The organism is Cupriavidus oxalaticus (assembly GCF_004768545.1).
GTDB classification, from domain to species: domain Bacteria; phylum Pseudomonadota; class Gammaproteobacteria; order Burkholderiales; family Burkholderiaceae; genus Cupriavidus; species Cupriavidus oxalaticus_A.
Window position 1 is genome coordinate 2727882 of sequence record NZ_CP038635.1, and the last position, 19334, is coordinate 2747215.

Annotated in this window: 17 protein-coding genes and 1 tRNA gene; 12 read left to right on the forward strand and 6 right to left on the reverse strand. The window is 68.0% G+C overall.

Going from position 1 to position 19334, the window contains the following annotated elements:
• Positions 1 to 87 precede the first annotated feature (87 nt).
• Positions 88 to 2112, forward strand: coding sequence for an acetoacetate--CoA ligase (locus tag E0W60_RS23480; RefSeq protein WP_135705709.1), 2025 nt, complete (start codon positions 88 to 90; stop codon positions 2110 to 2112).
• Positions 2113 to 2125: 13 nt separating this feature from the next.
• Here E0W60_RS23480 and E0W60_RS23485 read toward each other — a convergent pair whose 3' ends face one another.
• Positions 2126 to 2779: a glutathione S-transferase family protein gene (locus tag E0W60_RS23485; protein WP_133092437.1), complete on the reverse strand. Its 654-nt coding sequence runs from the start codon at positions 2777 to 2779 to the stop codon at positions 2126 to 2128.
• A gap of 260 nt (positions 2780 to 3039) precedes the next feature.
• Here E0W60_RS23485 and E0W60_RS23490 point away from each other — a divergent pair, with 260 nt between their 5' ends.
• Positions 3040 to 4254 (forward strand): polyhydroxyalkanoate depolymerase, encoded by a 1215-nt coding sequence (locus tag E0W60_RS23490; protein ID WP_135705711.1) that lies wholly within the window; start codon positions 3040 to 3042, stop codon positions 4252 to 4254.
• An 80-nt stretch (positions 4255 to 4334) separates the two neighbouring features.
• On the forward strand, positions 4335 to 5237 hold the full coding sequence (locus tag E0W60_RS23495; protein ID WP_135705713.1) for an aldose epimerase: 903 nt from the start codon (positions 4335 to 4337) through the stop codon (positions 5235 to 5237).
• A gap of 38 nt (positions 5238 to 5275) precedes the next feature.
• Here E0W60_RS23495 and E0W60_RS23500 read toward each other — a convergent pair whose 3' ends face one another.
• Complete coding sequence (locus E0W60_RS23500; RefSeq protein ID WP_133092440.1) at positions 5276 to 5653, reverse strand: DUF5594 family protein; 378 nt, start codon at positions 5651 to 5653, stop codon at positions 5276 to 5278.
• A 196-nt stretch (positions 5654 to 5849) separates the two neighbouring features.
• Between E0W60_RS23500 and E0W60_RS23505 the strand changes: the two genes are divergently transcribed.
• Both E0W60_RS23505 and trmB read left to right on the forward strand, forming a co-directional pair.
• A tRNA-Gly gene (locus E0W60_RS23505) sits at positions 5850 to 5924 on the forward strand.
• A 75-nt stretch (positions 5925 to 5999) separates the two neighbouring features.
• Complete coding sequence (gene trmB / locus E0W60_RS23510) at positions 6000 to 6788, forward strand: tRNA (guanosine(46)-N7)-methyltransferase TrmB (RefSeq protein WP_135705715.1); 789 nt, start codon at positions 6000 to 6002, stop codon at positions 6786 to 6788.
• Between the two features lie 92 nt (positions 6789 to 6880).
• Here the strand turns inward: trmB and E0W60_RS23515 are convergent, their stop codons facing one another.
• The 3 genes from E0W60_RS23515 to E0W60_RS23525 all read right to left on the reverse strand — a co-directional run bounded on the left by E0W60_RS23515 (position 6881) and on the right by E0W60_RS23525 (position 8769).
• Positions 6881 to 7762 carry an undecaprenyl-diphosphate phosphatase gene (locus E0W60_RS23515; protein WP_135706301.1) on the reverse strand — a complete coding sequence of 294 codons (882 nt, stop codon included), beginning with the start codon at positions 7760 to 7762 and terminating at the stop codon, positions 6881 to 6883.
• Positions 7763 to 7851: 89 nt separating this feature from the next.
• A complete protein-coding gene (locus E0W60_RS23520) occupies positions 7852 to 8412 on the reverse strand; it encodes a DUF1439 domain-containing protein (protein ID WP_133092442.1) in 561 nt (186 codons plus the stop codon).
• 51 nt (positions 8413 to 8463) lie between these two features.
• Positions 8464 to 8769 carry a YkgJ family cysteine cluster protein gene (locus E0W60_RS23525; protein WP_135705716.1) on the reverse strand — a complete coding sequence of 102 codons (306 nt, stop codon included), beginning with the start codon at positions 8767 to 8769 and terminating at the stop codon, positions 8464 to 8466.
• Between the two features lie 284 nt (positions 8770 to 9053).
• On the opposite strand from E0W60_RS23525, the gene E0W60_RS23530 reads away from it, so the two are divergent.
• The 6 genes from E0W60_RS23530 to E0W60_RS23555 all read left to right on the forward strand — a co-directional run bounded on the left by E0W60_RS23530 (position 9054) and on the right by E0W60_RS23555 (position 17030).
• Complete coding sequence (locus E0W60_RS23530; RefSeq protein WP_240745895.1) at positions 9054 to 9905, forward strand: TetR/AcrR family transcriptional regulator; 852 nt, start codon at positions 9054 to 9056, stop codon at positions 9903 to 9905.
• On the forward strand, positions 9902 to 11023 hold the full coding sequence (locus tag E0W60_RS23535; RefSeq protein ID WP_135705718.1) for an efflux RND transporter periplasmic adaptor subunit: 1122 nt from the start codon (positions 9902 to 9904) through the stop codon (positions 11021 to 11023). Before E0W60_RS23530 ends, E0W60_RS23535 begins: the two co-directional genes overlap by 4 nt.
• 36 nt (positions 11024 to 11059) lie before the next feature.
• Positions 11060 to 14305 carry an efflux RND transporter permease subunit gene (locus E0W60_RS23540; RefSeq protein ID WP_135705720.1) on the forward strand — a complete coding sequence of 1082 codons (3246 nt, stop codon included), beginning with the start codon at positions 11060 to 11062 and terminating at the stop codon, positions 14303 to 14305.
• Positions 14306 to 14419: 114 nt separating this feature from the next.
• On the forward strand, positions 14420 to 15073 hold the full coding sequence (locus E0W60_RS23545; protein ID WP_135705722.1) for a protein-L-isoaspartate O-methyltransferase family protein: 654 nt from the start codon (positions 14420 to 14422) through the stop codon (positions 15071 to 15073).
• Between the two features lie 13 nt (positions 15074 to 15086).
• Positions 15087 to 15410 carry a rhodanese-like domain-containing protein gene (locus E0W60_RS23550; RefSeq protein WP_063240539.1) on the forward strand — a complete coding sequence of 108 codons (324 nt, stop codon included), beginning with the start codon at positions 15087 to 15089 and terminating at the stop codon, positions 15408 to 15410.
• Positions 15411 to 15524: 114 nt separating this feature from the next.
• The gene (locus E0W60_RS23555; RefSeq protein ID WP_133092448.1) at positions 15525 to 17030 is read left to right on the forward strand and encodes a TolC family outer membrane protein; all 1506 of its coding nucleotides are present in this window, start codon (positions 15525 to 15527) and stop codon (positions 17028 to 17030) included.
• Positions 17031 to 17146: 116 nt separating this feature from the next.
• Here E0W60_RS23555 and E0W60_RS23560 read toward each other — a convergent pair whose 3' ends face one another.
• A complete protein-coding gene (locus E0W60_RS23560; protein ID WP_135705724.1) occupies positions 17147 to 17977 on the reverse strand; it encodes an META and DUF4377 domain-containing protein in 831 nt (276 codons plus the stop codon).
• Between the two features lie 311 nt (positions 17978 to 18288).
• Here E0W60_RS23560 and E0W60_RS23565 point away from each other — a divergent pair, with 311 nt between their 5' ends.
• Positions 18289 to 19332: a glycosyltransferase family 4 protein gene (locus E0W60_RS23565; protein ID WP_135706302.1), complete on the forward strand. Its 1044-nt coding sequence runs from the start codon at positions 18289 to 18291 to the stop codon at positions 19330 to 19332.
• The last annotated feature ends 2 nt before the right edge of the window (positions 19333 to 19334 follow it).

Below are 19334 nucleotides of genomic sequence, written 5' to 3' on the forward strand. Positions count from 1 at the left end.
CGCTGATGCCCGGGTGCCGCCACAGGCGCCCGGGATCCCCATCACCCACCATCCGATACCCGCGACAGACGGGCCCAAGGAGGAGACATGAGCAGCACTGCCCCTTTGACCGAAGGGAACCTGATGTGGACGCCGTCCGGGGCGTTCCGCGACAGCAGCCAGATCGCCGCCTTCATGCGCTGGCTGCGCGCCGAGCGCGGTCTCGCCTTTGACGACTACGACAGCCTGTGGCAGTGGTCCGTCACCGAGCTGGAAGCCTTCTGGGACGCGGTGCGCGCCTACTTCGACGTCCATTTCGACACGCCCGCGGCGCAGGTGCTGGACCGGCGCACCATGCCGGGCGCGCGCTGGTTCGAGGGCGCCACGCTGAACTATGTGCAGCAGGTGTTCCGCCACGCAGGCACAGGCGCTGCCCGCGAGCGCACCGCCATCCGCTATGCCGGCGAAGCGCAGCCACTGACGGATATCAGCTGGGCTACCCTCGAAGCCCAGGTCGCCTCGCTGGCGCATTCGCTGCGCCAGATGGGCGTGCAGCGCGGCGACCGCATTGCCGGCTACCTGCCCAATATCCCCGCCACCATCGTCGCCTTCCTGGCCACCGCCAGCCTGGGCGCGGTCTGGTCCGGCTGCGCGCCCGACATGGGCCAGGTGGCGGTGATCGACCGCTTCCGCCAGATAGGGCCGAAGGTGCTGATCGCCGTCGACGGCTACCGCTATGGCGGCAAGCTCTACGAGCGCGGGCCGGTGCTGGCGGACCTGGTAGCCGCCCTGCCCTCGCTGACCGACCTGGTGCTGGTGCCGCAAGTCGGCGCGAGCGTACCCGCGCCGTCCGGCATACGCACCCATGCGTGGCCGGACGTGCTCGCGCACGACGTGCCGCTGACTATCGAGCCGGTGCCCTTCGACCATCCGCTGTGGATCGTCTACTCCTCCGGCACCACCGGCATGCCCAAGCCGATCGTGCATGGCCACGGCGGCATCGTCATCGAGCAGCTCAAGCTGATGGCGTTCCACAACAACCTCGGCCCGGACGACGTCTTCCACTGGTACAGCAGCAGCGGCTGGATCATGTGGAACGCGCAGGTCGCCGGCCTGCTGCTCGGCACCACCATCGCACTCTATGACGGCAACCCGGCCTGGCCCGACGCCGGCGTGCTGTGGCGCTTTGTCGACGATGCCGGCGTGACCATGTTCGGGGCCGGCGCGGCGTTCTTCACCAGTTGCATGAAGGCGGGCATCGAGCCGGCGCGCATCGCCGACCTGTCGCGGCTGCGCGGCCTGGGCTCGACCGGCTCGCCGCTACCGGTCGAGGCCTACGACTGGATCTACCGCCACGTGCGCGAAGACATCTGGCTGGTGCCGATGTCGGGCGGCACCGACTTTGCCGGCTCGTTCGTGGCGGGCTGCCCGCTGCTGCCGGTCTATTCGGGCGAGATGCAGTGCCGCTGCCTGGGCGCCAAGGTGCAGGCGTTCGACGACAACGGGCAGGCGCTGACTGACCAGGTCGGCGAGCTGGTCTGCACCGAGCCGATGCCGTCGATGCCGCTGTTCCTGTGGAGCGATGCCGACGGCAAGCGCTACCGCGACAGCTATTTCGACACCTATCCCGGCGCCTGGCGGCATGGCGACTGGATCAGGATCACGCCGCGCGGCGGCGCGGTGATCTACGGGCGTTCGGACGCCACCATCAACCGCCACGGCATCCGCATGGGCACCAGCGAGCTGTACCGCGTGGTGGAAGACCGGCCGGAAGTGCTCGACAGCATGGTGGTCGACCTGGAATACCTGGGCCGCGAGTCCTACATGCCGCTGTTCGTGGTACTGCGCGAAGGGCTGGTGCTCGACGACGCACTGCGCGACACCCTGCGCGCGCGCATCCGCGAGGCGCTGTCGTCGCGCCACGTGCCCAACGAGATCGTGCAGGTGCCGGGCGTGCCGCGCACGCTGTCGGGCAAGAAGATGGAAGTGCCGATCAAGAAGCTGCTGCTCGGCCACGCGCCGGCCAGCATCGCCAACCGCGATGCCATGGCCAACCCGGATACGCTCGACTGGTACTTCGACTACGCCGCGCGTTTCCTGCAGGCGCGGCAAGCCGAGTCCGCCACGGCGTAGGCAGCGGCGGCGGCTAGAACTCGACGTCCAGCTCGCTGATCTCGTCGGGTTCCGCGCGCGCCGCCGCAATCCACTCCTGCAGCTCCGGCATCGCCAGGATCTGCTTGCAGTAGGAAACCGGCTCCGGGTCGAGCATCACGCCGTAGGTCACAAAGCGCGTCACCACCGGCGCGTACATGGCATCGGCCATGGTGCGCGAGCCAAACAGGTAAGGCCCGCCATAGCGCGTCAGGCACTCGGTCCAGATGGCCGTGATGCGGTCGATGTCCGCCTGCGCGCGTGACCACACCTTCATCCCCGGGAAATTCCCCTTCAGGTTCATCGGCAGCGCCGAGCGCATCGCCGCAAACCCGGAGTGCATCTCGCCGCAGATGGCGCGGCAATGCGCGCGCGCGGCGCGGTCCTCGGGCAGCAGGCCGGCCTTGGGACGGATCTCGTTCAGGTATTCGGCGATGGCGAGCGTGTCCCAGACCGTCACGCCCTGGTGGCGCAGGCAGGGCACCAGGATCGACGGCGACAGCAGCAGGATTTCGGCGCGGGCGGCGGCATCGTCCGGCGGGACCAGCACTTCTTCGAACTCCAGGCCGGCAAAGCGGGCCAGCAGCCAGCCGCGCAGCGACCACGACGAATAGGTCTTGCTGCTGATAGTGAGTGTGGTCTTGCTCATCACGCCTCCTTAGCGGCGCACTTGGACGGTGCACTGGTGCGGCACCGTTCGTACCGTTCGTACCATTGGGCACCAGTCTGATGCCTGCGCCCCCGGCAACCATCATGAAACGATGCTTGGCCGCTGCGGCGGGCGCAGCTTGCACAACTTTGCGCAGGCATCGCTGCCTTGCGCGTGGCACCGCGCAAAGCGCATGCCAAGCGCGCGCAAATGGCATATATATTGCGGGTTGGGGACACCAGAACCACGGGGGCCCAGTCATGCTGTATTACGCGTACCAGACCTACGCGGACATCATACTGCCGGCATGCACGCTGGCGGAACTGGCCGCGGCAACGCTGGCCGCCCAACCCAGGACGAGCGGCTTCGATACCGTACGCACGCTGCGCGCCGCCTGCGAGATCATCGCGCTCGGGCGCCTGACCCACCATCGCCCGGCCTTCGGCATCGACAGCGCGATGGTCGCCGGCCGGCCGGTGCCGGTCACCGAGGAAGTGGTGCTGCGCACGCCGTTCTGCTCCCTGCTGCACTTCCGCCGCCAGGGCATCGGCGGCCAGCCGCGCGTGCTGCTGGTGGCGCCGATGTCCGGCCACTTTGCCACCTTGTTGCGCGGCACCGCGCAGACCATGCTGGCCGACCACGACGTCTATATCACCGACTGGCACAATCCGCGCGATATCCCGCTGGTGGCCGGGCGCTTCGGCTTCGATGAATTCGTGCAGCACCTGATCCACTTCCTGCAGGCGCTCGGCGGCGGCACGCACGTCGTGGCGGTGTGCCAGCCTACCGTGGCCGCACTGGCGGCGGCGGCCATCATGGCCGAGGACGGCGATCCCGCCCAGCCGCCCAGCCTGACGCTGATGGCCGGCCCGATCGACGCGCGCGTCAACCCGACCAAGGTCAACGAACTGGCCATCAGCCAGCCGCTCGACTGGTTCGAGCGCACGCTGATCGGCATGGTGCCGCTACGCTTCGCCGGCGGCATGCGGCGCGTCTACCCTGGCCATGTGCAGCTGCTGGCGTTCATGAGCATGAACCTGGAGCGTCATGAGCAGGCGTTGCGCGACCTCTACGCATATCGCGAGCGCGGCGAGCACGACAAGGCCGACGCCATCCGCGACTTCTATGTCGAATACTTCGCCACCATGGACCTGACGGCGGAGTTCTACCTGGAGACCGTCAGCCTGGTATTCCAGCGCTTCCTGCTGGCGCAGGGGCTGCTCGACGTCGCCGGACGCCGCGTGTGCACGCGCGCCATCCGCCGCACCGCGCTGCTCACGGTCGAGGGCGAGCGCGACGACATCTGCGCCATCGGCCAGACCATGGCGGCGCAGGACCTATGCCCGAGCCTGCGGCCTTACATGCGGATGCATCACGTGCAAACCGGGGTCGGCCACTATGGCGTGTTCAACGGCAAGCGCTGGGAAACGCAGGTGTACCCGCTGGTGCGCAATACCATCTACACGAGTGGCTGAGCCTTGCCCCTGCTCACGGCCTGGCATCGCGCTGGCTTATCATGGCGGCTGCTCGCGCCGCCACGGCGCCCAGGAACACCATGCCATTGCTCCAGACACAAGACTTCCAGGGCCAGACGCTGGTCCGGGTCGGCGATGCCGACAACTTCCTGCTGCTCGCCCCGCAATACGGCGGGCGCCTGGTGCGCTGGGTGCACCGCGGCGAGGACATTCTCTACTGGCCCGACAACGCCGACTGGAGCCGCCCGGCCAAGGTGCGCGGGGGCAATCCGCTGCTGTTCCCGTTTATCGGCCGGCACTTCGTGGACGGCGTCGCCGGGCAGTGGCGCGACCGGCAAGGCACCGTGCACGCGCTGGCGCAGCATGGCTTTGCGCGCGACCTGCCATTCGAAGCCGGCGCCACCGATGCAGCCGGGTCGATCACCATGACGCTGCGCGACAGCGCGCAGACGCGGCAAGGCTACCCCTATGCCTTCGTGTTCGACGCGGTGTACGCGCTGCTGCCCGACGGGCTGGAGGTGACGCTGCGCACCACCAACACCGGGGACCAGCCGCTGCCCTGCTATCCCGGCCACCACTTCTACTTTGCGCTGCCGCATGCGCAGCGTGCCGCGTCGAAGGTGGCCTTGCCGCCCGCCGATCGCGTGCGCCAGTTGCCCGACGGCGCGCCGGGCCCGGCCGACGCGGGCGAGCCGGCCTACCGGCTCGACGACCCGCGCCTGCAGGACACCTACCACGTCTTCCGCGGCGCTGCCGGCGCCATGCTGTCGATGCCGGCGCGCACCATCGCCTTCGAACTCGAGGTTGCTGGCAGCGTGCGCTGGCACGCCGTTACGACGTGGTCCGAAAGCGAACAGTCTGACTTTTATTGCGTGGAACCGTGGGTGGGATTGCCCGATGCGATCCACCACGGCCAGGGGCTGCGCTGGCTGGCACCGGGCCAGTCTGAAAGCGCCGTGTGCCGCCTGCGCGTGACTGGCTGAGCCGTAACGCCGTAACGCCGTAACGCCCGGGCGGCAGCTCAGCGCTCGAAATCAAGCCCGCCGATCAGGATGGCCGGATCCGTCTGCGACAGCGAGCCAAAATCGATGCCGCGCGGCTCCTGCCACGCGCGCAGCTTGCCCGGCAGCGCCGCCAGGTAGCCGGCAAAGCGCGCCTCGCCTCCGGCGCCAAACAGCCGCTGCACCTCCAGCCCATCCCACGCCAGCGTGACGTCGAGCGGATGCGCATGGCGCCGCAATTCAGCCGGCCCGTCGCCCGTCATGCGCAGACGCGGCGGGCGGTTCGGGGCCTCGGCGGGCAAGGCATGCAGCTGCACGCGCCGGTGCTGCTTGCCGATGGCATCGACGATGCGGGGCAGGCATTCCGCTTCAAAGCGGCCGTAAAAGTCCGTGGTCAAGGTGGGGGCGTCCTGACGTTGCGAGTGGTAGTCATCGAAGGCCGTATGGCGGCAGGCCAGCGTGCCAGCCACTATACGCCGCCGCGGGCGCCACGCACCGCCCAAAGCGGGAGTGGCACAAAAGACACCTTGATTCCAGCCCCGGCATGCCGCCGACTTGCGCTCCCTTGCCGATCCCGCATAGAATCACGGCTCCGCGGGCGTCGTATAATGGCCATTACCTTAGCTTCCCAAGCTAAAGACGTGGGTTCGATTCCCATCGCCCGCTCCACCTCAAGTCGAGACAAGCCGCCTTTGCCACCGTTAACACTGTTACGGTGATCTGCCCGGCGGCTTTTTTGTTGCCATGCTTCCCCAAGATCCCAGCACCGGACCGACGCCGGCCGATGACGCCACGCCGGTGGACAACGCCCAGCAGCCGTCCGCCCCTTCCCCTGCCGACCCCGAAGGCGTTGCGCATCCGCGCCGCATCCGCTCGTTCGTGCGCCGTGCCGGGCGGACGTCGACCGGTCAGCAGCGCGCCATCGACGAGGTCGGCCCGCGCATGCTGGTGCCGTACGCGCCGCAGCCGCTGGACTGGGAAGCCACGTTCGGCCGCAAGGCGCCGTCGATCCTGGAGATCGGCTTCGGCATGGGCGAGACCACCGCGCATATCGCCGGGTTGCGCCCGCAGGACAATTTCCTGGGCTGCGAGGTGCATGAGCCCGGCGTGGGCGCCCTGCTCAAGCTGATCGACGAGCGCGAGCTGGAGAACATCCGCATCCTGCAGCACGACGCGGTCGAGGTCATCGCCCATATGCTGACCGACGACAGCCTGGACGGCGTGCATATCTATTTCCCGGACCCGTGGCACAAGAAGCGCCATAACAAGCGCCGGCTGGTGCAGCCGCCGCTGGTGAAGCTGCTGGCGGCGCGGCTGAAGCCCGGTGGCTATATCCACTGCGCGACCGACTGGGAAGAGTACGCGCACCAGATGGTCGAGGTGCTGGCGGGTGAACCGCTGCTGGAGAACACCTCCAGCGCGGCGGATGGCTTTTCCGAGCGGCCGGACTACCGTCCGGTGACCAAGTTCGAGCGCCGCGGCGTGCGGCTCGGGCACGGGGTGTGGGACGTGGTGTTCCGCAAGCGGGCCTAAGCGGGCCTGAGCGGGCCTGAGCGCAGCCGCAAGGCACAAACAAAAAGCGTGGCAAGTGCCACGCTTTTTTGTTGTCCGGATGTTCGCCCCGCTTACGCGTGCCAGGACACCAGGCCGGAGTAGGCGGTGAACAGCACCACGATGCCGAACGCAATGCGATACCACGCAAACGGCTTGAAATCGTGCGTGGCGACAAAACGCAGCAGCCAGCGCACGCACAGGAACGCAGACAGGAAGGCGAAGACAAAGCCGACCGCGAAGACGCCGAGGTCGTCCGCGTCCAGCAGCGCACGCGCCTTGTACAGCTCATAGACCGTCGCGCCAAAGATCACCGGGATCGCGAGGAAGAACGAAAACTCCGTCGCCACCTGCCGCGACAGCCCGAACAGCATGCCACCGATGATGGTGGCACCCGAGCGCGAGGTGCCCGGCACCAGCGCGAAGCACTGCGCCAGGCCCACCTTGAGGGCATCGCCCCAGTTCAGGTCGTCGACCGATTCGATGCGCGGCGCGCCCGCCTTGGCCGCCTCCAGCAGCGCATTGCCCTGCGGATGCGAGACCGTGCCGCGGCGCGCGTCGCGCCATTCGGCCAGCAGGATCACCACGCCGCCGACGATAAAGGCCAGCGCCACCGAGATCGGGTTGAACAGGTGGGCCTTGATCCATTTGCCGAAGATAAAGGCCAGGATGATCGCCGGCGCGGTCGCGATCACCACGTTGATGGCAAAGCGCTGCGCCTTCGGCTCCGAGCCCAGCCCGCGCACCACGCTGCCGATGCGGGCACGGAATTCCCAGCAGACTGCCAGGATGGCGCCGAACTGGATCACGATCTCGAAGATCTTGCCCTTTTCGTCGTTGAAGTCGAGCAATTGGCCCGCCAGGATCAGGTGGCCGGTACTCGAGATGGGAAGGAACTCGGTCAGTCCTTCGACAATGCCGAGGATCACGGCTTTCAGGGCAAGTGCGATTTCCATGCGGAACGGAGAAACGTTGTCATCGGCGTTGCCCGGCATGCGCCGGACCGCCTGGTTTGTTGTTCGAGCGCCCGGCTACCCGAGGGCGATCAGGGGCGGTTGACCTTGACGTTGATGCCGTCAGGCAAAACGGTGATTGTACCGGGCTCGACCTGCGTGCCGGCAACGCGCAGCTGGTCTTCCCGGAACGTATAGAGCGGATAGTCCTGCAGCAGCTGCTCGGCCAGGATGCCACCCAGCGCATTGAGCTGGCGCGAGAACTGCGCCGGCATGCCCTGCACGTCGAAACGCCGCACTTCAGGGTCCTGCAGTACCACCGAGCGCGTCGGCGCGTCATAGCGCAGCCCGCTGTCCAGCGCGAAGCGCCCCGTCAGCGCCTGGCGGAAGAACAGCTTGTTGTCGATGACGGCGTCGAATTGCACGTTGACGCGGTTGCGCACCGGGTCCAGCGTCAGTTGCGGATTGGTGAGCTGGATGTCGAACAGCTCCATATAGCGCTTGTTAAACGGGAACTTGCGCTCCAGCGCGGCCTGCAGCTGGCTTTGCGAGAACGTGTACTCGTTGCGGAACGCGCCGCAGGCGGCGAGGCCGGCGGCCAGCGCGGTGGCGCCAGCGACGGCCAGCCAGCGCCGTCGGGAAGTCCGGATCATGTTGCCTCCGAGTTCAGGAGTTGGGCGGGCGTGCCGGCACTATGGCAGGCGTCACCCGCGCGAGCCGGGCCGTGCAGGCGTGGCCTGTGGCGCGGTCAGGATTTCGAGTCGGGTCAGCCAGCGCAGCGCGGCTTCGCGCGAGTCGCCGCACATTTCCGCCGCGGGCTTCAGGCCGGCGCAGAACGCCGGCCGGTCAGGGCGGCCGAACACCGCGCAGCGCATGTCGGGCAGCAACTGCGCGCACGGCACGCCCGCTGGCTTGCCCTCGGGCATGCCCGGCAGGGCCGAGGCAATCGACGGGGCAATGCAACAGGCGCCGCAGCCAGCGCGGCAGGAAAGGTGTGACCGGCAACTCATCGCAATGGTTCAGGGAGGCCGCGGCAGGGCATGGCAAGCCAGGCGGCTGACATCAAGGCGCCATTGTGCCCGAAGCGCCGCCATCCTCCTGTAAGAAAAGGAAAACGCCATGTGCGCGATCGAACCGGCTGGCCCCGTAAGGGCCGCCATGCGCGCCCCCGGCATCACATGTCTCGGATTCGCCTCGGTGCGTACCCTAGCCCGCCCCGGCCGCGCTTGACCCTCACATGGCGCTACTCTACATTACTGACCCACAAGTTATTAACATCCCACCCCGCCCCACCGTGCCCCGCAGTCCTCGCAAGACACCCGTGAAAACACCCGTCGAACCGCACAAGGATGCCGATGCGCCGCGCTGGAGCCGGCGCAAGGCCGCGCGCCCGCAGGAGCTGGTCGCGGCGGCGCTCGACCTGTTCGTGGAGCGCGGCTACGCGGCCACGCGCCTGGAAGACGTGGCGGCGGCCGCCGGGGTGTCCAAGGGCACGGTCTACCTGTACTTCGCCAACAAGGAAGAACTGTTCAAGTCCGTGGTGCGTGAGAACCTGGTCCCGGCCCTGTCGCGCGGCACCGAGCTGGTCGACCGCTACGAGGGCAGCACCCCGGAACTGCTGCGCGAGCTGCTGCGCGGCTGGTGGGGCCTGATCGGCGCCACGCGGGTGGCCGGGATCACGAAGCTGATCATGGCCGAGTCGGCCAACTTCCCCGACATCGCCCGCTTCTATAACAAAGAGGTGATGATGCCGGGCGACGAGCTGTTCGCCAGGGTGCTGGCGCGCGGCGTGGCGCGCGGCGAGTTCCGCCCGGTGCCGGCCAACCCCACCACCACGCTGATCTGCGCCCCGCTGGTGTTCCTGATGCTGTGGCAGCGCGCGCTGCGCGCCACCTCTGAAAAGGACATCGACCCCGAGGTCTTCCTCGACCATCTGCTCGACACGCTGCTGTTCGGCTTGACCACCGGCGAGGCGCGCGAGCGCCCGCTGCCGCCGCAGCAAGGCCCCTACGTGTGGGAGCGCATCCGCGACGAGATGCTGGCGCAAAGCGGCGGGGATACGGACGGCGGTGCTGACGGTGCTGACGGCAGTGCGGACGGCGATGCCGCCAACGACCCGGGCACGCGCCCGCGAAAGCCGACATGACACGAAAGACCCTGCTCATCGCTGTAGCCTGCGTCATCGTGGTGCTGAGCGCCGTGGCCGCCGTGCGCAAGGCCGGCAGCGCGCGCCAGCCGCAAGCGCCAGTACAAGCCGCCGCGAACGTGGTGGAGTTCCTGCAGGCCGACCTCTTCAACGTGGGCCGCCAGAACCTGCAGGTGTCGCTGCCGCTGTCGGGCAGCCTGCGCGCGCTGAACCAGGCATCGGTCAAGGCCAAGGTCTCGGGCGAGGTGCAGCAGGTGCTGGTGCGCGAAGGCGAGCCGGTGCGCGCCGGACAGGTGATCGCGCGCATCGACCCGACCGAGTACGAGGCCAGGGTGGCGCAGGCGCGCGGGCAGATGCTGGCCATGCAAGGGCAGTTCCAGAACTCGCGCCAGACCTGGGAGCGCAACCGCGAACTGGTCGGCAAGGGCTTTATCTCGAAGACCGCGTTCGACAAGTTCCAGTCCGACCTCGACGTGGCCCGCGCTAATCTCGATGCCGCCCAGGGCGGCCTGGCGGTGGCGCAGAAGGCGCTGGCCGACACCGTGGTCAAGGCCCCGCTCGACGGCATGGTCGCCGCGCGCGCGGTGCAGCCGGGCGAGAAGGTGTCGCCGGATACGCGCCTGGTCGATGTGGTCGACCTGCGCGTGCTGGAACTGGAGGCGCCGGTGCCGATGGCCGACGTGGCGCGCGCCAGCGCCGGCCAGGCGGTCGAACTCGACGTGGAAGGCGCCGGGCGCTTTACCGGCAAGCTAGTGCGGATCAACCCGGCCGTCATGCAGGGCACCCGCAGCATCATGGTCTACGTGCGCGTGGAGAATGCCAACGCGAAGCTGCGCGCCGGCATGTTCGCGCGCGGCGCGCTGGTGCTGGGGCAGCGGTCCGGCGTGGTGGCGGTGCCGGCCTCGGCCCTGCGCATGGAAGGCGAGCGTGCCTTCGTCTATGCCATCGACAAGGACGTGCTGGCCGAGCGCCCGGTGCAGCTGGGCGTGCGCGACGAAGGCAGCGGGATGGTGGAGATCGTCTCCGGTCTCGACGCCGGCACCGAGATCGTGCGCACCAACCTCGGCACGCTGCGCAGCGGCAGCCAGGTGCGGCGCGTGAATGACGTGAAAGCGTGAAGGCCTGACGCTTAGCCACGAACCGGAACGCGCCCCATGTGGTTCACTCGCCTGTCCATCCGCAACCCGGTGCTGGCCACCATGATGATGATGGCCTTCATCGTGGTCGGGCTGTTCTCCTACCAGCGCCTGCCGGTCGACCAGTTCCCCGATATCACCTTCCCGGTGGTGGTGGTACAGACCGAATACCCGGGCGCCGCGCCGGAATCGGTGGAATCCGACGTCACGCGCAAGGTCGAGGAGATCGTCAACACCATCTCCGGCATCGACGAGATCTTCTCGCACTCGTACCAGGGCACCTCGGTCGTCGTCATCAAGTTCGACCTCAGCGTCGATGTCGGCCAGGCCGCGCAGGATGTGCGCGACAAGATCGCGCTGATCCGGCCGCAGTTCCGCGACGAGGTCAAGGATCCGCGCGTGCTGCGCTACGACCCGTCCGACGCGCCGATCTTCTACCTGTCGGTGTCCAATGCCCCGGGCGCCAACCGCAGCCAGCGCGAGCTGACCACCATCGCAGACCAGATCGTGCGCAAGCGGCTGGAAACGGTGCGCGGCGTGGGTGCGATCAATCTCGTCGGCGGCACCAAGCGCGAGGTCGAGATCCGCATCCGTCCCGCGCAGCTGGAAGCGCTGGGTATCGGCGTCGACCAGGTAATGAATGCGATCCGCAACGAGAACCAGGAGCTGCCCGCGGGCGAGTTGCGGTCCTCGTCCACCGAGACCGTGGTGCAGATCAAGGGCCGCGTGCCCACGCCCGACGCCTTCCGCAAGATCATCGTGGCGCGCCGCGCCGGCCAGCCGGTCACGCTGGGCGAGATCGCCGACGTGCGCGACGGGCAGGAAGAACAGGAAAGCCTGGCGCTGCTCGATGGCAAGCGCGCCCTCTTCCTGTCGGTGGTGAAGGCGCAGGGCCAGAACACCGTCGATACCGTCGACGGCCTGGTGCGCATGACCGATGAGGTGCGCAAGCTGGTGCCTGCGGGCGTGCAGCTCAACGTGGTCAACGACACCGCGCGCGGCATCCGCAGCAGCGTGAAGGAGGTGCGCTCCACGCTGCTGGAAGGCGCGTTCCTGACGGTGGCCATCGTGTTCCTGTTCCTCGGCTCTTGGCGCAGCACGGTCATCACCGGCCTGACGCTGCCGATCGCGCTGATCGGCACTTTCGGCGTGATGTACATGTGCGGCTTCACGCTCAACGTGATCACGCTGATGGCGCTGTCGCTGTGCGTGGGCCTGCTGATCGACGATGCCATCGTGGTGCGCGAGAACATCGTGCGCCACAACCTGATGGGCAAGGACCACCGCAGCGCGGCGCTGGACGGCACCAACGAGATCGGGCTGGCGGTGCTGGCCACCACCTTCTCGATCGTGGCGGTGTTCCTGCCGGTGGGCTTCATGGGCGGGATCATCGGGCGCTTCTTCCACCAGTTCGGCATTACGGTGGTGGCTGCCGTGCTGATCTCGATGTTCGTCTCGTTCACGCTGGACCCGATGCTGTCGTCGGTCTGGCACGATCCCGACCTGCACGGCACCGGCAACAAGAAGAGCTGGTACGGACGCACCATCGGCCGGATGCTGGACTGGTTCTCGGCGCGCATGGACCGGCTTGGCGACGGCTATGCCGCGATGCTGGGCTGGGCGCTGAAGCACCGGATGGCAACCGCGATCATCGCGGCGGTGACGTTCTTCGGCAGCTTTGCGCTGGTGCCGCTGATCGGCACGGAATTCGTGCCCAACGAGGACCTGGGCGAGACGCAGGTCGGGTTCACCACGCCGGTGGGCACGTCGATCGAAGTCACCGAGGCCAAGGTGCGGCAGGTGGAAACCGCGCTGAAATCCTTCCCGGAAGTCGCCTACACCTACGCCACCATCAACTCGGGCAACGCCTCGGGCCGCAACAACGCGATGGTCTCGGTGCGCCTGACCGAGCGGCGCGCACGCAAGCTCTCGACCGCGCAGCTCAACCCGCTGATCCGCGAGCGGCTGGCCGGCATCGCGGGCATCACGCTGACCATGGTCGGCATGCCCGACGGCGCCGGTGGCCAGAAGGCGATCCAGGTTTCGATCCAGGGCGACGACCTCAACGAGCTGCGCCGGCTGTCGCAGGAAGCCGGCAAGCGCATGCGGGCGATCCCCGGCCTGGCCGACCTGGATTCGAGCATGAAGGACGACCGTCCCACCATCGAGATCCGCATCCGCCGCGAACTGGCCTCGGACCTGGGCGTGGGCGTGGCGCAGATCGGCAACGCCCTGCGCCCGCTGCTGGCGGGCGATGCCATCAGCTCGTGGCGCGCGCCCGATGACGAGAACTACGACGTGCGCGTGCGCCTGCCCCGGGACGCCCGCACCGGCATGGCCGACCTGAGCGCGCTGATGATCGCCAGCAGCCAGGCCAACGCCGACGGCTCGCCGAAGATGGTGCCGCTGCGCCAGATCGCCGAGCTGGTGCCGACCACCGGCGCCAACCAGATCAGCCGGCGCGACCTGAACCGCGAGGTCGAGCTGACCGCCAACGTCGCCGGGCGCTCGGCCGGCGAAGTGGCGCGCGACGTCAAGGCCACGCTGGACGGCATGAACTGGCCGGCGGGCTACAAGTACCGTTTCGGCGGCTCGACCAAGTCGATGAACGAGTCCTTCGGCTACGCCGTGTCGGCGCTGGCGCTGGCGGTGATCTTCATCTACATGATCCTGGCGTCGCAGTTCGCCAGCTTCTTCCAGCCGATCGCGATCATGACCTCGCTGCCGCTCACGCTGGTCGGCGTGTTCGCGGCACTGCTGCTGTTCCGCTCGACGCTGAATATGTTCTCGATCATCGGCTTCATCATGCTGATGGGGCTGGTGACCAAGAATGCGATCTTGCTGGTGGACTTTGCCAACCAGGCGCGGCAGGGTCACGTCGATGGAACTGACGGCAGCGAGGGCCGCCAGCCGTTGTCGCGCGAGGCCGCGCTGGTGGAAGCGGCGCGCGTGCGCCTGCGCCCGATCCTGATGACCACGCTGGCGATGATCTTCGGCATGGTGCCGCTGGCCTTCAGCCTGGGCGAAGGCGCCGAGCAGCGCGCGCCGATGGGCCAGACGGTGATCGGCGGGATCATTACCTCGTCGATCCTGACGCTGGTGGTGGTGCCTGTGATCTATACGTATCTTGATGATTTCGGGGCGTGGTTGCGCCGGCTGTGGCAAGGCAAGGCAGCCGCGCCGTCACCAAGCCACGCCGCGGCCGCGCCCGCCCGTCCGGCCACGCAGGAATTGCCGGGGCCCACGGAGGCCAGCGCGGAATGAACCCGACGGCGCCCGCAAGGTTAAAATAGCGGGTTAGACAAGACTGTCCGGCCGTGGGCACCGCGCGGCCGGCGCACAGAACGACAGCGGTTGGCCTTGGTAAGGAATGGCAAGATGGATCTCGAAAAAGCCCGATTCAACATGATCGAACAGCAAATCCGCCCGTGGGACGTGCTGGACCAGGAAATCCTGGACCTGCTGGCGGTGGTCAAGCGGGAGCAGTTCGTCCCGGCCGCGTACGCCTCGCTGGCGTTCGTCGACATGGAGATCCCGCTGCCCGCCGGGCAGAATATGCTGCCGCCGCGGGTCGAAGCCCGCATCCTGCAGGACCTGGCCGTGCGCAAGCATGAAAACGTGCTGGAAATCGGCGCCGGCTCCGGCTACATGGCCGCCCTGCTGGCCAACCGCGCGCGCCATGTGCTGACCGTGGACATCGTGCCCGAGCTGGTCGAGCTGGCCCGCACCAACCTGGCCAACGCCGGCATCACCAACGTCGATGTCGCCGAAGGCAATGCCGCCGACGGCTGGGCCGCCGCGGCGCCGTACGATGTGATCTGCATCTCCGGCTCGCTGCCGGCTCTGCCGCAGTCGATCCTGTCGCAGGTCAAGGTGGGCGGCCGCATCGCCGCCATCGTGGGCGAACTGCCGGTGATGGAAGCGCGCCTGATCACGCGCGTGTCCGAAACCGAGTACCAGGTCGTCAACCTGTTCGAGACCGCGGTCAAGCCCCTGCAGGGCGCGGCCCGTCCGTCGCAGTTCCAGTTCTGAGGACGGTTTCATCATGCAGGTAATCAAGCCGACCGAACTGGCCCAGTGGCTGGCCGATGCCAGCCGCGCCAGGCCGGTCCTGCTGGACGTGCGTGAAGGCTGGGAAGTGCAGACCTGCGCCATGCCCGGCATCACCCATATCCCCATGCGCGACATCCCGGCGCGCGCCGCCGAACTGGACGAGGACGCAGACATCGTCTGCATCTGCCACCACGGCATGCGCAGCATGCAGGTGGCGGCGTTCCTGGAGCGCCAGGGCTACGCCAGGGTCTACAACCTGACCGGCGGCGTCGACGCCTGGGCCAGCGAAGTGGATCCGGCGATGCCGAAGTACTGAAGCGAGGCACGGCCTGGCCGCGCGGGCCGGCCGCTTTCGTTCGCGCCGCAAGCAGCATTCCGAAGAAGAAACAACCACAGGCCGCGGCCCCGCGCCCGGCAAACTGGAGCTGTCATGAAGTTTGCGCCCAACGCCCTGCCCGGAGCGATCCGGACACGCCTGGCGATCGCGGCTACCCTGCTCGCCCCGCTGCTTGCCATGCTGCCCGCGGCACCGGCAGGCGCGGCCGACCTGCTGCAGGTCTATCGCGATGCGCAATCCAATGACGCCCAGTTCGCCAGCGCCCGCTCGCAACTGCTCGCCACGCGCGAGCGGCTGCCGCAAGGCCGCGCCGGACTGCTGCCGCAGGTCGTCGGCACCGCCGGCGCCAACCGCACCAAGCTCGACCAGACTGCCTCGCTGCCGATCGGCGGCTCGCCCAGCGCCTCGGGCACGCGTTTCTTCAACAACAACAACTGGCAGTTGCAGCTGAGCCAGCCGCTGTTCCGCTGGGACCGCTGGGAAACCTACAAGCAGGGCGAACTGGCCGCGCTGGCCGGTGAAGTCACCTTCCACCAGGCCGAGCTCGACCTGATCACGCGCAGCGCGCAGGCCTACTTCGACGTGCTCGCCGCGCAGGACAACCTGTACCTGGCGCGCGCGCAGAAAAAGGCCATCGGCGAGCAGCTGGAACAGGCCAAGCGCAACTTCGAGGTCGGCACCGCCACCATCGTCGACGCCAACGACGCGCAGGCGCGCTTCGACCTGGCCACCTCGACCGAGATCGCCTCGCAAAACGACCTGGAAATCCGGCGCGCCACCTTGCAGCAGATCACCGGCAAGCCGGTCGACGAACTGATGGGCCTGCGCTCCGAGGCGTTGATTCCCGGACCGCAACCGCCGGACGTGAACGCCTGGGCAGCGCAGGCCGAAACCAGCAACCCGCAGGTCAACCTGGCCGGCTACAACCTGGAAACCGCGCAGCGCGAGACCAACAAGGCCAAGGCCGGGCACCTGCCCTCGGTCGACCTGGTGGCGTCGTACGGCTTCAACAACCAGACCGGCAGCGCCACGCAGGTCATCTCGACCCACTACAACGCGTCGCAGATCGGCGTGCAGCTGACCATGCCGATCTTCTCCGGCGGCCAGATCCAGTCGCGCGTGCGCGAGACCATCGCGCTGGCGGACAAGGCCGCGAGCGACCTCGAATTCGCGCGCCGCACGGCGGCGCAGACGGCGCGGCAGACCTACTCCGGCGTCTCCAACGGGCTGGCGCAGGTCAAGGCGCTGGAGGCTGCGGAGCGTTCGGCGCAGAGCGCGGTGGAATCGAACCAGCTCGGCTATGAGGTCGGCGTGCGCATCAATATCGATGTGCTGAACGCCGAGGCGCAGCTGTTCTCCACGCGGCGCGACCTGGCCAAGGCGCGCTATGACACCATCATGAACGGCTTGCGGCTGAAGGCGTCGACCGGCGTGCTGCAGGAAGAGGATGTGGTGCAGATCAATACGCTGCTGACTTCGGTGCCGGGGTCGATGTACAAGCTGCCGGTGCCGGGGCAGGCTGGCGGCAAGGCGGCGGCAAAGGCTGCCACCGCGGATCGCCGCGGTGTGCGGCGCGATGGCGGGACGCCGCGCTCCTGATCCCACTGACACGATGCAAACGGGCCGCAACTGCGGCCCTTTTTTCCTTGGTGATGCCGGAGATGCGCTGGTTTGCTCCCCTCTCCCGCACGCGGTAGAGGGGAGCAAACCAGCAGCTATTGCGCCCGCGTCCGCGACTCCACCTTCAGCAACTCCCACCGTATCGACGACGCATCGGCCGGCGGGTTCGGCACCTGGTATTCGCGCACGCGCAGCTTGTACGCCACCCCCTGCTCGAAATCCAGCCCTTCGATCGGCCCGTACCAGAGCTGCCACGGCGCGTCCGGCGACTCGCGCCAGCGATAGCACATCATCTTGCCGACGCCCGAACATTCCACGCGCTGCGAATCGATATAAACGATCTTCTCCACGCCACCCGCCGCGGCACTCGCGCCGCGCCTGCCCACGCCTTCGCGCTCGGCAAACTGCAGCAGGTCGCCGCTGGCGGTTTTCCAGACAATCTGCCGCCCGGTGCTGGCCGCCGACGGCTGCGTGCCGACGGTGGTGAACGATGCCTGCATCGCCTTGAGCAACGCCGACTCCAGTTCCATGCGCGGTGGCGGGCAAGCCATGCGCGTGCCAGCCACGCGGTCAAAGCGCACCCCGGTGTCGGTCTTGCCATAGCTGCCAGTAAAGCGGTTGCAGCCGCTGGTGCCGCTGACCGTGCCCTGCGCGGCATCGATGCCATCGCTGAACTCGAAGATGATGGGCTCGCCGTTGTCGCCATGCGGGATGTCGCGCAGCGTGCCGTCGGCCAGCTGCCAGCGCACCAGTTCCCAACGGCTGGGACCGGACGGCTGCGCCTGGTTGAGATTGGCGCCGGCGCTGGGCAGCCCTGGTGCCGGCGCGGTGGTGCAGGCGGCGAGTGTGGCGGCTGCGGTGGCAAGCGCAATGGCCGCGCTGCGCAGGCCGATGCTCCGGCAGGTGCCGCGAAGGGGTGTCTGCATCTCAGTAAGCTCCTGTAACTTGGGCGGGAACGCCGCTGTGCAAGCGATTGACGATCGCATGGCAGCGTCCGCGCTTCATGCTGGCTTAGAGCGTGGCGGATTCATGCAAGTTTCAGCATTGCCGGCTGCACAATGCTGCCGTCTAGTGTAACGTGCGCCCCATGTCTCGCCGCGGCCGGATGCCGGTCGCGGCCTTTCGTGTCTCCGGGTGCCTTAGAACACCTCGGATCGCCCAGAACGCCTTGCCCACCACCACGCATCCCTCGCCTTCCGGCCGCAACATCTGCTTCCTGACCGGCACGCTGAACGCCATGGCCGGCGCCGAGCGCATGACGGCGACAGTCGCCAATGCGCTGGCCGCGCTCGGCCATAACGTGACCATTCTGAGCCTGTGGGACCCGGCCAGCCAGTTCGCGCTGGATCCGCGTATCCGGCATGAAGCGCTGTTTGCGCAGCGGCCTTCGTTCAAGCGGGCTTACCTGGCCACCGTGGCCGGCATCCACCGCCATTGCCGTGCGCACCGGACCGACGTGCTGGTGCAGGTCGACACCATGCTCGCGCTGTTCGTGCTGCCCGCCACCGCCGGTCTGGGCCTGCACCATATCGCCTGGGAGCATTGCCACTTCGACGAGGACCTCGGCAAGCCGGCGCGCAAGCTGGCGCGGCGCCTGGATGCACGCTTCTGCCGGCAGGTCGTGGTCCTGACGGAGCGCGACCGCCAGCGCTGGCGCGAAGCGCTGCGGCCACGCAGCGATATCGTCTGCCTGCCAAACCCCCTGCCGTTCCCGATGCCACCCGAACCTGCGCCGCGCGCGCAGAAGACGGTGCTCGCCATGGGCCGTCTGGTTGCGGCCAAGGGCTTCGATGTGCTGCTGCATGCCTGGCAGCAAGTCGCCGCGCAGGCGCCGGGATGGCATTTGCTGATTCACGGCGAGGGCGAGGAGCGCCCGGCGCTGACCGCGCTGACCGTTGAACTGGGCTTGCAGGACAGCGTCAGCCTGCCGGGCATCTGCCACGATCCGGAGCAAGCGTACGGGCGCGCGTCGGTGTTCTGCCTGAGTTCGCGATACGAAGGCTTCGGGCTGGTGCTGATCGAAGCCATGGCGTTTGGCCTGCCCATCGTCTCGACCGATTGCGAGACCGGCCCACGCGAACTGCTGACGCCCGGGCAAGACGCGCTGGTGGTCGCGACAGGCAATGCGGATGCGCTGGCGCAAGCGCTGCTGACCGTGATCGGCGAACCGGCGACCGCCACCCGGCTCGCAGACGCCGGGCGTCGCAAGGCAGCCGGCTTTGCGCTCGAACGGATCGCGCTGCAGTGGGATGCACTGGTCAAGGCTCCTGCGGAGCCCTGACC

What these genes read in the sequence shown, in the direction of transcription:
- E0W60_RS23480 (WP_135705709.1), top strand. Translation starts at nt 88, where the DNA reads ATGAGCAGCACTGCCCCTTTGACCGAAGGGAACCTGATGTGGACGCCG.
- E0W60_RS23485 (WP_133092437.1), bottom strand. Translation starts at nt 2,779, where the DNA reads ATGAGCAAGACCACACTCACTATCAGCAGCAAGACCTATTCGTCGTGG.
- E0W60_RS23490 (WP_135705711.1), top strand. Translation starts at nt 3,040, where the DNA reads ATGCTGTATTACGCGTACCAGACCTACGCGGACATCATACTGCCGGCA.
- E0W60_RS23495 (WP_135705713.1), top strand. Translation starts at nt 4,335, where the DNA reads ATGCCATTGCTCCAGACACAAGACTTCCAGGGCCAGACGCTGGTCCGG.
- trmB (WP_135705715.1), top strand. Translation starts at nt 6,000, where the DNA reads ATGCTTCCCCAAGATCCCAGCACCGGACCGACGCCGGCCGATGACGCC.
- E0W60_RS23515 (WP_135706301.1), bottom strand. Translation starts at nt 7,762, where the DNA reads ATGGAAATCGCACTTGCCCTGAAAGCCGTGATCCTCGGCATTGTCGAA.
- E0W60_RS23520 (WP_133092442.1), bottom strand. Translation starts at nt 8,412, where the DNA reads ATGATCCGGACTTCCCGACGGCGCTGGCTGGCCGTCGCTGGCGCCACC.
- E0W60_RS23525 (WP_135705716.1), bottom strand. Translation starts at nt 8,769, where the DNA reads ATGAGTTGCCGGTCACACCTTTCCTGCCGCGCTGGCTGCGGCGCCTGT.
- E0W60_RS23535 (WP_135705718.1), top strand. Translation starts at nt 9,902, where the DNA reads ATGACACGAAAGACCCTGCTCATCGCTGTAGCCTGCGTCATCGTGGTG.
- E0W60_RS23540 (WP_135705720.1), top strand. Translation starts at nt 11,060, where the DNA reads ATGTGGTTCACTCGCCTGTCCATCCGCAACCCGGTGCTGGCCACCATG.
- E0W60_RS23545 (WP_135705722.1), top strand. Translation starts at nt 14,420, where the DNA reads ATGGATCTCGAAAAAGCCCGATTCAACATGATCGAACAGCAAATCCGC.
- E0W60_RS23550 (WP_063240539.1), top strand. Translation starts at nt 15,087, where the DNA reads ATGCAGGTAATCAAGCCGACCGAACTGGCCCAGTGGCTGGCCGATGCC.
- E0W60_RS23555 (WP_133092448.1), top strand. Translation starts at nt 15,525, where the DNA reads ATGAAGTTTGCGCCCAACGCCCTGCCCGGAGCGATCCGGACACGCCTG.
- E0W60_RS23560 (WP_135705724.1), bottom strand. Translation starts at nt 17,977, where the DNA reads ATGCAGACACCCCTTCGCGGCACCTGCCGGAGCATCGGCCTGCGCAGC.
- E0W60_RS23565 (WP_135706302.1), top strand. Translation starts at nt 18,289, where the DNA reads ATGGCCGGCGCCGAGCGCATGACGGCGACAGTCGCCAATGCGCTGGCC.